The organism is Tepidibacter mesophilus (assembly GCF_002724055.1).
Lineage (GTDB): Bacteria > Bacillota > Clostridia > Peptostreptococcales > Peptostreptococcaceae > Tepidibacter_A > Tepidibacter_A mesophilus.
Genome location: NZ_BDQY01000007.1, coordinates 49,836 through 64,411, shown reverse-complemented (window position 1 = coordinate 64,411; position 14,576 = coordinate 49,836). Strand labels below are relative to the sequence as shown.

The window sequence follows — 14,576 nt, the reverse complement described above, 5'->3', positions numbered from 1 at the left end:
ATATTTTGAAAATATATAATAGTATGTGAAGTTATGTATTTTAAAAATATTTATAAGGGGGTTATATGATATGTCAAAAGAGAAGAGTATAAAAGAAGAATTCAGACCTTTTATATCTGCAGACAAAATTTTACCAGAATTTACAATGACATCAATATTATTAGGTATTTTATTAGCCGTTGTATTTGGAGCTGCTAATGCATATCTAGGATTAAAAGTGGGAATGACAATAAGTGCATCTATTCCTGCTGCAGTTATTTCTATGGGACTTATAAGAGGTGTTTTAAAGAAAGAATCTATTTTAGAAAATAATATGGTCCAAACTATTGGTTCTGCGGGAGAGTCATTGGCAGCAGGAGCTATATTTACATTACCAGCTCTTTATATTTGGTTAGAAGAGTGGAATATGGGAACTCCAAGTTTATTAACTATAACAACTATAGCTTTATGTGGTGGAATTTTAGGAGTATTATTCATGGTTCCTTTGAGAAAAGCTTTAATAGTTAAAGAACATGGTGTTTTACCTTATCCTGAAGGAACAGCTTGTGCTGAGGTACTTCTTGCTGGAGAAGAAGGAGGAGACAAGGCTAAGGCGTGTTTTACAGGTCTTGGAATTGGAGCACTATACAAGTTTATAGCTGATGGATTAAAATTATTTCCAAGTGAAGTAGAAACAAGTATTAAAGGATACAAGGGCGCTGCCATTGGAGCAGACGTTTTACCAGCACTTTTAGGGGTTGGATTTATTATAGGACCTACTATTGCCGGTTATATGTTAGCTGGTGCTGTTATTGGATGGTTTGCATTAATACCATTAATCGCAAACATTGGAAGTATGGGAGATATTATAATGTATCCAGCATCTGTTCCGATTAGTGAATTAGGATACTGGGGAATATGGGATAATTATATAAGATATGTTGGTGCTGGAGCAGTTGCTTTTGGTGGTGTTTTCAGCTTAATAAAATCTTTACCGTTAATAGTTCAAACATTTAAAGATGCTATGAAGGATTACTCTGCTGGAGGAGCAGGTGTATCTTCATTAAAGAGAACAGAGCAAGATATGTCTATGAAGATTGTTTTAATAGGAATATTAGTTATTATATTATCTATGATGATGCTTCCAATAATACCTGTAGGATTTATGGGTGCGTTGATGATTGCTGTATTTGGTTTCTTCTTTGCAACTGTATCATCAAGAATAGTTGGTCTTGTAGGAAGTTCATCAAATCCAGTTTCTGGTATGACTATTGCTACATTAATTATCACAGCTATTGTATTTAAATCAACTGGAAATGATGGTCAGTCAGGAATGATAGCTACATTAACAGTAGGAGCTATAATATGTATTATCGCTGCTATGGCAGGGGATACATCTCAGGATTTAAAAACTGGATTTTTGGTAGGAGCGACTCCTAAAAAGCAACAGTATGGAGAAATAATTGGGTCATTAGCTGCAGCTCTTGCAATTGGTTTTGTTTTAACATTATTAAACAAAGCATGGGGATTTGGATCTGCTGATTTACCAGCGCCTCAAGCAACACTTATGAAGCTTGTTATAGAAGGTGTTATGGGTGGAAGTTTACCATGGGCTTTAGTATTTACAGGAGTGGGTATAGGAGTAGCTATTGAGCTATTAGGACTTCCAGTTTTACCTATAGCAATTGGTTTGTATTTACCAATTCATTTAAGTACACCTATTATGGCAGGTGGATTAATAAGAGGAATATTAGATAAAAAGTTAAATAAAGTAGGAGGAGAAGAAGCTGTTAACGAAAGTAAAGAAGCTAGAGGATTTAAAGATAAGATTGAATCAGGAATTCTATATGCATCAGGATTAATTGCTGGAGAAGGTTTAATTGGAATACTTCTTGCAGTATTTGCAGTAGCTAAAGTTGAATTGGAGCTTGGATTTAGCTTAGGTCAAATTGGTTCACTTGCATTCTTTGGATTGCTAGTATATTCATTAATGAGACATTCTGTATTAAAGAAAAATTAATACTATAATAAAAAGAGGATATTTAATATCCTCTTTTAATCTCTAGGTAAATATACAATTTAATACTTGTAGATAATATTGGTAATAGAACGAAAGTAGCAACTATTTTAAGCAACGAAGCCCGTAGGACTCGTTGGCGACATGAGCTATGCGATAGCATAAAGCGAATTTTAATCTATAATAAAGAAGGTGACGAAATGGGTAATAAAATCCAAAAAGATGATAATTTTTTAGAATTAGTTCCTAAAAAGGTTGGACAGTACAGATGGAAAGTAAGTGAGGAGGGTTTTGTTCAAATAATTATACCAAGACAAGGAAAATTAGATAAGGTTGTAAGATACTTCTTTAAAACTCCAAAAGAGATGAAAATAGATTTAGATGAACAGGGAAGCTGTGTTTGGAAATTAATAGATGGCAAAAACAGTATTGAGAATATAGGAAGTAGCCTTAAAGATAAATTTGGGAAAAAAGCCGAGCCTATTTATGAAAGATTAGGCACTTATATAAATATTTTGAGAAATAATGATTTTATAACACTTGAAAAGGTAAGTGGTGATTAGTATGATAAATTTTTTATTTAAGATAATACTATTTGCGATTACAATTACTTTTTTACTAGCGTGGGGATATATTAAGCAGCAAAGGAAGAATGAGGAATTAATAACTAAATTATATAGAAAAATAGAGAATAAAATAATGAATGAGTTTAATAAAAAAGAAAAACTTACCATAAAAGATATCGAAAGTCTTATTAAAGGAACAAAGGTATCTTTGTTTTGGACTAAGAACAAACTGACGGTAACAGATTCCAAGCTATTTATTAAAAACTTAATAAAAAATATGCTTAATAAAGGACTTATTATAGAAATTGAGGATAACAATTCTAGGTTATATAAGGTTAAATGAGTTATATAAAAAGGTGCATGTGAAAATAGTATTTTTATTAAATCTATTTCCACATGCACCTTTTTTGTTTTTGTGCAGAAATTTCTCGGGAAATACAATAAAATAAATTATTTAATATTAAAATGTAGGAAAAAATAATTTATAATATAAGCTTTGCATAATATGATAGACTTATAATAAAGTTAAACTTAATTCAGATAAATTTTTTATTTCAACTGAATTTTTAGCTTTAGGATAAATGGTTTGGAGGAATCGAATTATGAATAAAGAGTATTTTAAGTACGGTAAAAAAGAAATAGATTATTTAAAAGAGAAGGACAAAATCCTAGGAAAGAATATTGATAAAATAGGATTTATAAATAGAGAAATCATAAAAAATCCATTTATAGCTTTAATATCTAGCATAGTAAGTCAGCAGGTATCTAAAAATGCTGCTGAAACTGTATGGCTTAGATTTTGTGATTTAATCGATGATATAACTCCTCTAAATATTATAAAAATAGATAATGAAAGTATAAAAAAATGTGGTATGAGCAATCGGAAGGTAGATTATATAAAGGGAATTGCAAATGCAGCTTTAAGCAAGGCAGTTGATTTTGATAATTTGAATATTCTGAGTGATGAAGAAATAATAAAAAAATTATCTAGTCTTCGTGGTGTTGGGGTTTGGACTGCCCAGATGATACTTATATTTTCTTTGAATAGACTAGATGTTATAAGTTATGATGATTTAGGAATAAGAAGAGGTATTATGAATTTATATAAATTGGAAGATATATCTAGAACTGAATTTAATGAATACAAAAGTAGGTATTCGCCTTATGCTTCTGTAGCATCTTTATACTTATGGGAGTTATCTTTAAAGTAGGTTGGGTAATAAGAAAATAATATTAAGTTTAGATAATATTATATGTTAAAATATTATAAAAATGATATAATGTAGATTAAAATGTAATAATTAACAGAAAGGGGATGATGTAGTGAATGAGGATAATGATGTTGCGAAAAAAAGAACTTGTTATAACTTAGAAGAAGAGATTGAATTAACTAGATGTAGATTAAATAATATTATAGTTCAAAAAAATGAAAACTTATTAGATCAAGAGGTTATAAAGTTAAGCGAAGAATTAGATGAATTAATAGTTAAGTTTCAATATATTAAATCCATACAAGATACTTGCTTAATGAATTTAAAAAATATAATGGGCACTCATTCAACTTTTTATTACTATGGAAAAGATCATCTCTTTGCAAATATAATTAAATATATTAAAGTTTGAGTAAAGAATAATGAGATTGTATATTAAATTGGAAAATTAACTTAAGAGAATTACTAAAAAATACAAAAGCCTCTCTTATTTGTATATATGATTATATAAATATAAAAAATAAAAAAATTTATTATAATAAAATTATTGATTAACTCATATTTTATTGGGTAAAGTAATAAAAGTAAAAAATAAATGGATTTCAATATCTATATATTACGATATTGACATATTTATAATAAAATAGTATAGTATGGATATAATAAATATAAAATGAATTTAAATAGGGAGGAATTTGATTATGATAAAAGTTATAAATACTAATGATTTTAATAAAGAAGTAGAAAGTGATAATGGAGTAGTTGTAGTAGATTTTTTTGCAGAATGGTGTGGACCATGCAAAATGTTAGCTCCAGTATTTGAAAATTTAGATGAAGAAATTGGTGACAAGGTTAAATTTATGAAAGTTGATATAGATAGAGATATAAATTTGGCTGAAAAATTTCAAATAACAAGTGTTCCTACTATGATAGTGTTCAAAAATGGAAAACCAGTGGATACTATAACAGGTTTTAGACCTAAAGATATGATAAAATCTCAAATAGAAACACACTTATAAGATGGTGAAGTTTTATGAGATATGATGTAGCTATAGTAGGAAGTGGACCTGCTGGATTATCAGCGGCTATAAATGCTAAGATTAGAAATAAAAATATAATAGTATTTGGTAATAGCAATTTAAGCGATAAGATAGTAAAAGCACCTAAGGTAGATAATTACTTAGGTATTCATGGTATAAATGGTGAAAATTTAAAGGATATGTTCAAATCGCATATAGATAAAATGGGAATTGAGATTACAGAAGAAAGAATTAATAATGTATATGCTATGGGAGACTATTTTGCTTTAATGGTTAATGAAAAAACTTATGAAGCTACTACTGTAATACTTGCTACTGGAATAGAATATGCAAAGCCTATAAAAGGAGAAGAAAACTATTTAGGTAAAGGAGTAGGTTATTGTGCTACTTGCGATGCAGCCTTATATAGAGGAAAGAAGGTAGTTATAGTAGGTTATAATAGTGAAGCCGAAGAAGAAGCTAATTTTTTAATGGAAATGGCATCTGATGTTTATTATATACCTATGTATAAAGGGGAATATGAACTAAGTGACAATATAGAAATTATAAATGATATACCAATTGAGGTAAAAGGTGATATGAAGGCTAATAAACTTGTATTTAGAAACTCAGAGTTAGATGTAGATGGAATATTCTTCATAAGAAATAGCATATCTCCTAAGTACTTAGTTCCAGGTCTTGAAGTTGAAGATGGGCATATAAATGTAGATAGAACTATGAAAACTAATATTAAAGGATGCTTTGCAGCTGGAGATTGTATAGGAAAACCATATCAATATATAAAAGCTGCAGGAGAAGGGCAGGTTGCAGCACTTAATGCAGTTTCATATATTGATAAAAAATAGAAATATTAGGTTTATAGATAAGAATATAGGAGAATAATAAAAAGGTATGGTTATTTAACCATACCTTTTTATATATTAAAGTATTATAATATAGGAGAATTCTTTGTCATAAAGCATATTGACAAATATAAGCAATGTGTTATTATAGTAAATGGTAATGATAATTGTTATTAATTAGGGAGGGTTGATTTTGAAGAAATTTTTGATTTATATAATTATTGTATTAGGGTTATTTTTAATAGGTGGATGTTCAAATAAAGAAGTATATTATAATGAAGGTAGCGATTTAAAAACTGATAATATAAAAGTTTCTGTGGGTATCGTACCAGAAGAAACATTTGTAAAAGCGGTAGGCGGAGATTTAGTAAATGTTCAGGTTATGATACCTCCAGGATATAGTCCTGCTAATTATCAACCTACACCTAAGCAAATGTCTAAACTTAGCGAATCGCAAATTTATTTTTCAATAGGAGTTCCAACCGAAGAGTCCAATATAGTTCCGATGATAGAAGGTTTAAATGAAAATATAAAAGTAGTTAACCTAGATGATAAAGTGAGAAAAGTATATCCAGATAGAGTCTTTGATGAGGAACATGGACATGAACATGATTCAGATGAACATGTTCATGAAGGACGAGATCCTCACATATGGTTATCTCCAAAGAGGGTTAAAGTAATGATTGATGAGATTAAAAATGAATTAATAGAATTAGATCCTAATAATAAGAAAATATACGAGAAAAATGCTAGTGTTTATATATCTAAATTAGATGAAGTAGATAAGGATATTAAGAGTACTCTTAACAATCTTACAAAACAATCTTTTATAATATATCATCCATCTTTTGGATACTTTGCAGATGATTATGATTTGAATATGATTGCAATAGAAGAAGATGGTAAGGAAACTACAGCTAGAAGACTTCAAGAAATAATAGACTTTTCTAAAAAAAATAATATTAAGTTTGTATTTTATCAAGAAGAGTTTGACAGTAAACAGGCTGATACTATAGCTAAGGAAATAGAAGGAGAAAGTATACAGGTGTCTCCTTTAAGCGCGGACTATATAAAAAATCTAAAAAGTATAGCAGATATATTTAAAGAAGTTTTAAAGTAGGAGGGGGCTATATGAATAATATCGAGATAAAAAATTTGAGTGTAAGTTATGGATCAGTATGTGCGTTAAAAGATATAAATTTGAAAATAGGAAGTAGAGAATTTTTAGGAATAACGGGACCTAATGGAGCTGGAAAAAGTACTCTTTTGAAAGTTTTGCTTGGTATAATAGAGCCTACAAGTGGAAGTATTTCATTAAAAGATAATATGTCTATTGGATATGTTCCACAATTTACATCTTTTGATAGAAACTTTCCTATAACTGTGTTAGATGTAATACTTATGGGTAAGTTATCTAATAGAATCAAGTTATTTAAAAGATATTCTAAAGCGGAAATAGATAGAGCAAGAAATATTATGGACAAATTAGATATATTAAAGTTTGAGAAAAGGCAAATAGGACAATTATCAGGGGGGCAACTTCAAAAAGTATTGATAGCGAGAGCACTTATGACAAATCCTGAAATACTAGTACTGGATGAACCGACTGCTAGTTTAGATTTTAAAGCAAAAACAGAGATTTATGAAATGCTGTCTAAAATAAAAGAAGAAAAGACTATAATAATAGTTACTCATGATATGGAAGAAGTTGTTTCGTATACTGATAGAGTAGTTTACTTGAATAAAGGACTATGTACCTGCAAGGAGGAGGAGCATGATAGAAACATTATTTAGTTATAATTTCATAAAAAATGCTTTTATGGCTGCTATACTAAGTAGTGCAGTATGCGGAATAATAGGCACAATAATAGTTGAAAAAAAACTTGTAAGCATGAGTGGTGGTATAGCCCATGTTTCATTTGGAGGCATAGGATTAGGGTATTTATTAGGTATTGAACCTATAATAGGAGGACTTATATTTTCTGTATGTGCATCTATTGGAATATCTAATATAAATAGGAAGACGAATACAAACTCAGATGCTTTAATAGGTATGTTTTGGTCGGTTGGAATGGCTCTTGGAATATTATTCATAGCTTTGACTCCTGGATATCCACCTGATATGACATCTTATTTATTCGGAGATATACTAACTGTATCATCTATTTACATAAATATAATGCTGATATTGAGCGGAACAATATTTATATCTATATTTAGTATTTTCAATTATTGGAAGGCTTATTTATTTGATGAAGAATTTATTAAGGTAGTAGGCATAAATACAGTGTTTTTAGAGTACTTTCTATTTGTACTAATAGCTCTTAGTATAGTGGTACTGATAAAGGTAGTTGGAATAATACTATCTATAGCAATGTTGACTATACCACCAGCTATAGCTAAACTCTATACTTATGACATAAAAAATATCATGATATTTTCTACAATATTGGGAATTGTTTTTAATGTTTTAGGACTATTAATATCGTATCAGTATAATATCCCATCGGGAGCAACAATAATACTTTTATCTGTTATTGGATATTTTGTATCTATTGCTTTAAGTAAATATATACAACATAAAAATTCGCTTCATGTTAATGCATGAAGCGAATTTTTATGTTGTTGTACTATTGTAAGATACTTGTTTCAATATAATAATATAATATAATTAGGAAATTAAGATGTATTTAAGATTTTTAGTATACAATTAATTATTAAGAGTTAAGTAGGTAAAGGGGAGAGTAGTGATGAACTTAATCAAAAGCTTAGAGACTGGAAATATTAAAGTTGGAGAGATAGCTATTTTAGGAGCCATATGGATATTTATACTTCATATACTTTCGTATTTTTTGATGATACCAATACATATAATAGAGGCTATATTTTCTATAAATTCTCCTGACATGTTGTTTTATATTGATGGTGTTAGTAGTTTAATAATTAAAATAATAATGGTTAAATGGCTTTTAAAAAGATATTGTAAAAAAGATGAAGTTGGATATACAAAAAGGGTAAATATTTCTAAAAATTATTTTATATATACAATGTTAATAGTTTCATTATTTAGGATAGTTTTTGATAATAGTATAGGGATAATTGTTCAGCAATTACCATTAAACGAATCTATTGAAGAAGCTTTTAATGAGTTATTTAAACACCCTTTTATAGCTATAATGTCTGTTTGTATAGTAGCCCCTATATATGAAGAAATAATTTATAGAGGAGTAATACTTAAAGGGCTTAGTATAAAGTATAATGATAAAATATCTATAGTAGTATCTGCTCTTTTATTTGCAATAATGCATATGAATATACAGCAAGCAATTAATGCTTTTTTTCTTGGAATTATATTAGGATATTTGTATTTAAAAACAAAGTCTATATATATAAGCATATTTGCTCATTTTATAAACAATGGAGTTGGTATAATTGTTTCCAGTATATTGACAGAGTTTATTAAACTATCTAACAATATATTGGTTGTACAATCTATTGTTACTATTGTTGGAATAATATTTACTTGTAAGATTATTATCTGGTTTAGAAAAAATGAAATAATATGGGATAAAGAATTTTTATGCGAAACCACTGAATGATTTTAATATAAGCTTATATTCTAGAACACAAAAAGGTGATTATTTAATCATCTTTTTGTGTTTTAGGGGGAATATAAGTGTAGTTAGAGAGGTAAATCTATTATTATAAAACTTAAATAGAATAAGGTGCATTTGAATATATATTATTTTTTAAATAATGACAAATTTATTAATTTTTCTAAAAAATATTACAAAACCAATGGATGGAATGTATAATAACATAGAGAGTGCTTTAGATTATGTTACAATTGATATTTGAATTATCAAAATAAGATAATATATAGACATAAAATAATATAACTATTGGAGGGTATTTATGATAAAAATTATGGCAGATTCAACTTGTGATTTATCTCAAGATTTAATAGATAAATATGATATTGGTATAGCTCCGTTGACAATTAATATAGATGGACAAGTTTATAGAGACAGAATAGATATAAAACCGGATAAATTTTATAGTATAATCGAAAATTTAGAAAAAGAACCTACAACTGCTATGCCAAGTCCTACAGAATACCTGAAGATAATGAATGAAGCTGTATTAAGTGGACATACACATATAATCTGTATATGTATGTCGAGTGGAACTAGCGGGTCTTATCAATCAGCTGTTATAGCTAAGGATTATTTTTATGATGAGAATGAAGAATCTGATGTTGAGATTCATATAGTGGATTCAAAATGTATGAGCCATGGAAGTGGATGGTTGGTTTTAAAGAGTGCTATGTTAAAAGAGCAAGGTATGAGTTTTGAAGAAATAGTAGAATTCAATGAAACTTACAAAATAAATGTTAAACATTTTTTATCTGTTGATGATTTAGATCATTTGATAAAAAGTGGAAGACTTTCAAATTCAAGTGCTTTTATAGGAAAGATATTAAAGATTAAACCTATAATGACTATGAAAAAAGGAAAGGGAGCAATAGTGGCAAAAGAAAGAGGTCGTAAAAGAGTTTTGAAGCATTATATAGATGAATTTATAAGTAGAAATGATGAAGAGGCTACAGACTTTATAATAATAGGATATACATCTGATATTATCGTAGCTCAAAACTTAAAAAATAAGATAGAACAAGAAACAAATTATAATGGTAAAATATATATTATGCAAATGGGAGTAGTAGTCGGAACTCATGTGGGACTTGGAGCTATATCTATGTATTATATAGAGAAAGGACACAAAAAAGATAATCTTCTTATAAATGAAATGCATGGTTTGATGGAGAAGAAAGCTCAAATAATGAAAAGAATAAAAAATACAAGATTGAATTCATAAAAAAGCAGCTTGTAAAGACAAGCTACTTTTTTACTCTTAAGCAAACTATATTGATTTCAAATCTTTGGATAACATTGGTTAAAGTACTACAGAATCAACTATTTTGAGCAACGGAGCCCGGAGGACTCGTTGGCGACATGAGCTATGCGTTAGCATAAAGCGAGTTTTTTATAGTGACCAATTACCATTTTTAAATATTTGAATTTTTTCTCCTTCGTGAGTTTCACCGATTATATTCATATCCGCAGACCCTATCATAAAGTCTTCGTGGATTAATGAATTATTAGCACCAGCTTTTTGAAGTTCTTCAGAATTCATTTCAGTTCCATTTTTTATACAAGTAGGATAAGCCATTCCAAATGCAAGATGACAAGATGCATTTTCGTCGAATAAAGTATTATAAAATACTATATTTGAATTTGATATAGGGGAGTCGTAAGCAACTAAAGCTAGTTCACCTATATAAGAAGCACCTTCATCAGTTTCTAATAGCTTTTTCAAAGTTTCATAGCCAACTTCTGCTTTAAAATCTACAACCTTACCATCTTCGAATGTTAAAGTAAATCCATCTATCAAGTTGCCTCCATAGTTAAAAGGTTTTGTATTTTTAACTATTCCGTTTATACCTGTTTTAAAAGGCATTGTAAATACTTCTTCTGTAGGTATATTTGCAACAAAGTAAGTATTCTTAGCATTATATTCTCCTCCGCCAGCCCATAAATGATCCTTTGGAAGTTCTATAGTAAGGTCTGTAACTTTTGACTTAAGATGAATAGATTTAAAGTTTTTGTTATTTAAAAATTCAACTCTATGGTTAAGTTTATTAAGATGGTCATTCCAAGCTTTTATAGGGTCATCATTATCAACTCTAACTATTTTGAAGATACTATCCCAAAGTTGTTGAATCGCTTTATCCTCTGATACGTCAGTAAATACTTTTTTAGCCCAAGCTTTGGTTGGGATAGAAATAACACACCAGGATACTGTGCTATTCATTATGTACTCTCTATAATTTTTAAGAGCAAGAGATCTTGCTTTATTAGCAGCTGCAATTCTTTTAGAATCTACATCTTTTAAAAGTTCAGGGTTGGAAGCTGATATAGATATAAACGCAGCACCATTTTTAGCTAACTCCTCAAGACCATCAGCTTCCCATTTAGGAAATTCATCAAAGGCTTCATCAGGCGCATTCAAGTATTTGATAAGAGCTAAATCTTCATCGCTCCATCTTACATGAACGTTCTTAGCTCCTTTTTCATAGGCACATTTAGCTACTATTCTAGTAAATTCAGCACACTCTATAGGAGAGTTGATTATAAGAGTCTGTCCATTTTGGATATTAACTCCAACGTTAAGCGCTAGAGAAGCATATTTTTTTATATTTTCATTAAAATTATTCATTTAATCACTCCTTCTTTAGTAGTATTAAGTAATATAAGTTAATTATACAGAAATGACCAAAAAAAGGGAAATAAAAATTCGACTAATGTTAAGCATTTAATCATTTCGCTAACAAGTCTCAGGGCCTTGTTGCTTAAAATAAATGATATTTTCGTTTTGATTTTGTAAGATGTAAATTATATGATTTAATTACCAACAAAAAAGGATGTATTAAAATGATTAAAAAAATCATTTTAATACATCCCTTAAAAACTATAAATAAAAATCGTGATTTTGGATTGTTTTGAAATAAGATCTATTCCAAACTATCCAATTATTAGTCGATTTTTTTGGATTTAAGAAATAAAGACATGTTGATATGTTATTATGTCCTGCTAGTGCTTGTTTTGCAACTTGAATACTAATATTTGAAGGTGTATTGTATATTCTACCATTAGCAACTGGGGTATATTGGATTCCGTAGTTATCATCGAATATAACGCCTTTTATATCGTTTGGAAATAATTCGCTATTTTTTCTGTTTACTATAACATTAGCAACTGCTAATTGCCCTTCATAGGGCTCTCCTTGAGATTCTGCTTCCACTAATCTAGATAGCCAATATAAGTCCTCACTAGAGTAAGTAGGAGTATTGTAGTTTACCAAATTTTCATGAGTAGGTATGTATCCTTTAGTTTTAATATCCACTACATAGTTAGATGAATCCCAGTTGACAGAACAGTCAAACGTCTCAGCTATAAATCTAACGGGTACAAATGTTCTTGAATTATATATATTTATAGGAGCATCAAGGTTTACAAAAGATCCGTTTATATTAGCTGTACTAGAATATAATGGCAATTTAATATTTTTGTCTTCATATTCCAATATAGCTTCTTGAGAGACACTATTCCATGATACATTTGCACCTAAATTTTCTGCTATAAATCTTATGGGAACAAATGTACGTGCATTTTCTATATAAGGATATTGGTCTGTAGATATTATTTTACCATCTATTTTTATAGATATGGTTTTTTGATTTTGTATAGGCTTGATTTTTAGTAAACTTCCAGAGTAAAGATAGTATCCTGAATCGTTATTTAAAGAACGAATAGTATCCACGTTCATATTATACTTCTTTGAAATAGAAGTATAAGTATCTCCAGTTTGAACCGTATGCATAAGATATGACTGTGCATAGGAAGCAGAATTACTTAGTAGCAGAACTACAAAAATTAAGCTCGATATTAGTTTTTTCATTATGAATTCCTCCTTTGTAAGTCATTTACAATTTTATCATTGTAAGAAAACGCATACAATGGAATAAAAATGGATTATAAAGATAAAATTGTAAAATTAAAAAATTAGAATTCGTTTATAAATTAGATGAGTTGAATATATATCAAAAGATAAATATTATGAAAAAAGAGGTTTATATTAAAAAAATTAACAGTTATAATTTTCTGAATTTGGGAAGGGATGTTTTCTGTGAAACTAAAAAACAGATAGATTTTAAAATCTATCTGTTTTTTTACTTTATATTAAGCTACACTTTTATTTTCTTTAGCTACTGATTCTTTATATGATTTAAACATTATAAATGTTGTGTATATAACAACGAATATTAATAACCATTTTAATAGATAAACATCCATAGACTTAACTAAATATGCAGCTATTAAAACTCCGATTGGACCCATAACATTAACTGCCATAGAACCTTGAGCAGAATGAGAATCTTCTTTTATGAACTTCATACCAGCAAAAGGTAATAAAAGTGCACAAGATCCCATCATTATAGGGAATGCAGCTATTGGAGACATACCTAACATATAAACTAAAGTCATACATGGAGCAAAAAGTCCTATACCTAGAGTATTTAAAGCTCCGAATAAGAAGTTACCACATATAGCTATTATAAGCTTAGTCCCATGAAGCCCCATAGCTTCTCCTCCAACTGGGAAAAGTTTTAACTGACCAGCAAGCAATATTATTGCCATAGAAAACAAAGCTATTCCCATTGCAAGTTGTATAGTTTTTTTAGGAAGCTTAGATATAAGTCCAGCTCCTACAATTGCACCTGCAAGAGCTGCAACTATCATAGAGAACAAAGTTAAAGGTTCAACTTCAACAGCTGCTATAAATATACAAGCCTGAAATAAAGTCGGTATTGTAGCACCAACATTCAATGTTCCAGGTAATTTTTCATCGCTAACTAAATTAAAGTTTTTAAATAAAGATGTTTCTATAGCGAAACTACTAAGACCTAAAGTATCAAAAAAGTTTGCTAAAGCTCCCACTAAACCCATTTTAATAAAACTTTCTTTTTCAAGTCTACCTTCTGCTTTTCTCTTCATGTAAGATTTGATAAGCATAAAAGTAAATGGTATTCCAGAAGCAATCATAATTCCTAAAAGTATTTTTGCCATTTTAAAATCTTCCTTTCACAATATAATAATTTTAAAATAAATAAAAATTAGTGCATAAGTTTTATATACTATTTTATACATGAATAGTTATATAATTATCAAATGTACCGTGAACAAATTAAATTATATATTATTTTGATATTTAAGTCTACAAAAAAATTAAGTATTTTGCAAAAAAATATAATATTACATAGAAATGGCTAAATATCAACGAGGAAAACGATGTATATG

Annotated in this window: 15 protein-coding genes; 12 read left to right on the top strand and 3 right to left on the bottom strand. The window is 28.8% G+C overall.

Annotated features, from left to right (window positions below; all coding sequences use genetic code 11):
* The first annotated feature begins 70 nt into the window (after positions 1 to 70).
* From Tmeso_RS06585 to Tmeso_RS06530, 12 genes are all read left to right on the top strand, one after another.
* Positions 71 to 1,999: an OPT family oligopeptide transporter gene (locus tag Tmeso_RS06585; protein WP_099189450.1), complete on the top strand. Its 1,929-nt coding sequence runs from the start codon at positions 71 to 73 to the stop codon at positions 1,997 to 1,999.
* 197 nt (positions 2,000 to 2,196) lie between these two features.
* On the top strand, positions 2,197 to 2,559 hold the full coding sequence (locus Tmeso_RS06580) for a PqqD family protein (protein ID WP_099189448.1): 363 nt from the start codon (positions 2,197 to 2,199) through the stop codon (positions 2,557 to 2,559).
* Position 2,560: 1 nt separating this feature from the next.
* Positions 2,561 to 2,905, top strand: a complete 345-nt coding sequence (locus tag Tmeso_RS06575) for a hypothetical protein (RefSeq protein ID WP_099189446.1) — start codon at positions 2,561 to 2,563, stop codon at positions 2,903 to 2,905.
* Positions 2,906 to 3,164: 259 nt separating this feature from the next.
* A complete protein-coding gene (locus Tmeso_RS06570) occupies positions 3,165 to 3,773 on the top strand; it encodes a DNA-3-methyladenine glycosylase family protein (RefSeq protein ID WP_099189444.1) in 609 nt (202 codons plus the stop codon).
* Positions 3,774 to 3,885: 112 nt separating this feature from the next.
* On the top strand, positions 3,886 to 4,185 hold the full coding sequence (locus Tmeso_RS06565; protein ID WP_099189442.1) for an aspartyl-phosphate phosphatase Spo0E family protein: 300 nt from the start codon (positions 3,886 to 3,888) through the stop codon (positions 4,183 to 4,185).
* Between the two features lie 289 nt (positions 4,186 to 4,474).
* On the top strand, positions 4,475 to 4,792 hold the full coding sequence (gene trxA / locus Tmeso_RS06560) for a thioredoxin (protein WP_099189440.1): 318 nt from the start codon (positions 4,475 to 4,477) through the stop codon (positions 4,790 to 4,792).
* A gap of 14 nt (positions 4,793 to 4,806) precedes the next feature.
* Positions 4,807 to 5,658: an NAD(P)/FAD-dependent oxidoreductase gene (locus Tmeso_RS06555; protein ID WP_099189439.1), complete on the top strand. Its 852-nt coding sequence runs from the start codon at positions 4,807 to 4,809 to the stop codon at positions 5,656 to 5,658.
* A gap of 190 nt (positions 5,659 to 5,848) precedes the next feature.
* Positions 5,849 to 6,775: a metal ABC transporter solute-binding protein, Zn/Mn family gene (locus Tmeso_RS06550; protein WP_099189438.1), complete on the top strand. Its 927-nt coding sequence runs from the start codon at positions 5,849 to 5,851 to the stop codon at positions 6,773 to 6,775.
* An 11-nt stretch (positions 6,776 to 6,786) separates the two neighbouring features.
* Positions 6,787 to 7,449: a metal ABC transporter ATP-binding protein gene (locus tag Tmeso_RS06545; protein ID WP_099189436.1), complete on the top strand. Its 663-nt coding sequence runs from the start codon at positions 6,787 to 6,789 to the stop codon at positions 7,447 to 7,449.
* Complete coding sequence (locus Tmeso_RS06540; RefSeq protein WP_099189435.1) at positions 7,430 to 8,263, top strand: metal ABC transporter permease; 834 nt, start codon at positions 7,430 to 7,432, stop codon at positions 8,261 to 8,263. The genes Tmeso_RS06545 and Tmeso_RS06540 overlap by 20 nt, the downstream gene beginning before the upstream one ends.
* Before the next feature lie 142 nt (positions 8,264 to 8,405).
* Positions 8,406 to 9,254: a CPBP family intramembrane glutamic endopeptidase gene (locus Tmeso_RS06535; protein ID WP_099189434.1), complete on the top strand. Its 849-nt coding sequence runs from the start codon at positions 8,406 to 8,408 to the stop codon at positions 9,252 to 9,254.
* A 316-nt stretch (positions 9,255 to 9,570) separates the two neighbouring features.
* Positions 9,571 to 10,533 (top strand): DegV family protein, encoded by a 963-nt coding sequence (locus Tmeso_RS06530; RefSeq protein ID WP_099189432.1) that lies wholly within the window; start codon positions 9,571 to 9,573, stop codon positions 10,531 to 10,533.
* Positions 10,534 to 10,701: 168 nt separating this feature from the next.
* Here the strand turns inward: Tmeso_RS06530 and Tmeso_RS06525 are convergent, their stop codons facing one another.
* The 3 genes from Tmeso_RS06525 to Tmeso_RS06515 form a co-directional block, all read right to left on the bottom strand.
* On the bottom strand, positions 10,702 to 11,934 hold the full coding sequence (locus Tmeso_RS06525; RefSeq protein ID WP_099189430.1) for an aminopeptidase: 1,233 nt from the start codon (positions 11,932 to 11,934) through the stop codon (positions 10,702 to 10,704).
* Between the two features lie 252 nt (positions 11,935 to 12,186).
* A complete protein-coding gene (locus Tmeso_RS06520; protein WP_099189428.1) occupies positions 12,187 to 13,176 on the bottom strand; it encodes a stalk domain-containing protein in 990 nt (329 codons plus the stop codon).
* A 281-nt stretch (positions 13,177 to 13,457) separates the two neighbouring features.
* The gene (locus Tmeso_RS06515; protein ID WP_099189426.1) at positions 13,458 to 14,345 is read right to left on the bottom strand and encodes a sulfite exporter TauE/SafE family protein; all 888 of its coding nucleotides are present in this window, start codon (positions 14,343 to 14,345) and stop codon (positions 13,458 to 13,460) included.
* Between the last annotated feature and the right edge of the window lie 231 nt (positions 14,346 to 14,576).

Coding starts and splice junctions, on each gene's coding strand:
- Tmeso_RS06585 (WP_099189450.1), top strand. CDS start 71: ATGTCAAAAGAGAAGAGTATAAAAGAAGAATTCAGACCTTTTATATCT.
- Tmeso_RS06580 (WP_099189448.1), top strand. CDS start 2,197: ATGGGTAATAAAATCCAAAAAGATGATAATTTTTTAGAATTAGTTCCT.
- Tmeso_RS06575 (WP_099189446.1), top strand. CDS start 2,561: ATGATAAATTTTTTATTTAAGATAATACTATTTGCGATTACAATTACT.
- Tmeso_RS06570 (WP_099189444.1), top strand. CDS start 3,165: ATGAATAAAGAGTATTTTAAGTACGGTAAAAAAGAAATAGATTATTTA.
- trxA (WP_099189440.1), top strand. CDS start 4,475: ATGATAAAAGTTATAAATACTAATGATTTTAATAAAGAAGTAGAAAGT.
- Tmeso_RS06555 (WP_099189439.1), top strand. CDS start 4,807: ATGAGATATGATGTAGCTATAGTAGGAAGTGGACCTGCTGGATTATCA.
- Tmeso_RS06545 (WP_099189436.1), top strand. CDS start 6,787: ATGAATAATATCGAGATAAAAAATTTGAGTGTAAGTTATGGATCAGTA.
- Tmeso_RS06540 (WP_099189435.1), top strand. CDS start 7,430: ATGATAGAAACATTATTTAGTTATAATTTCATAAAAAATGCTTTTATG.
- Tmeso_RS06535 (WP_099189434.1), top strand. CDS start 8,406: ATGAACTTAATCAAAAGCTTAGAGACTGGAAATATTAAAGTTGGAGAG.
- Tmeso_RS06530 (WP_099189432.1), top strand. CDS start 9,571: ATGATAAAAATTATGGCAGATTCAACTTGTGATTTATCTCAAGATTTA.
- Tmeso_RS06525 (WP_099189430.1), bottom strand. CDS start 11,934: ATGAATAATTTTAATGAAAATATAAAAAAATATGCTTCTCTAGCGCTT.
- Tmeso_RS06520 (WP_099189428.1), bottom strand. CDS start 13,176: ATGAAAAAACTAATATCGAGCTTAATTTTTGTAGTTCTGCTACTAAGT.
- Tmeso_RS06515 (WP_099189426.1), bottom strand. CDS start 14,345: ATGGCAAAAATACTTTTAGGAATTATGATTGCTTCTGGAATACCATTT.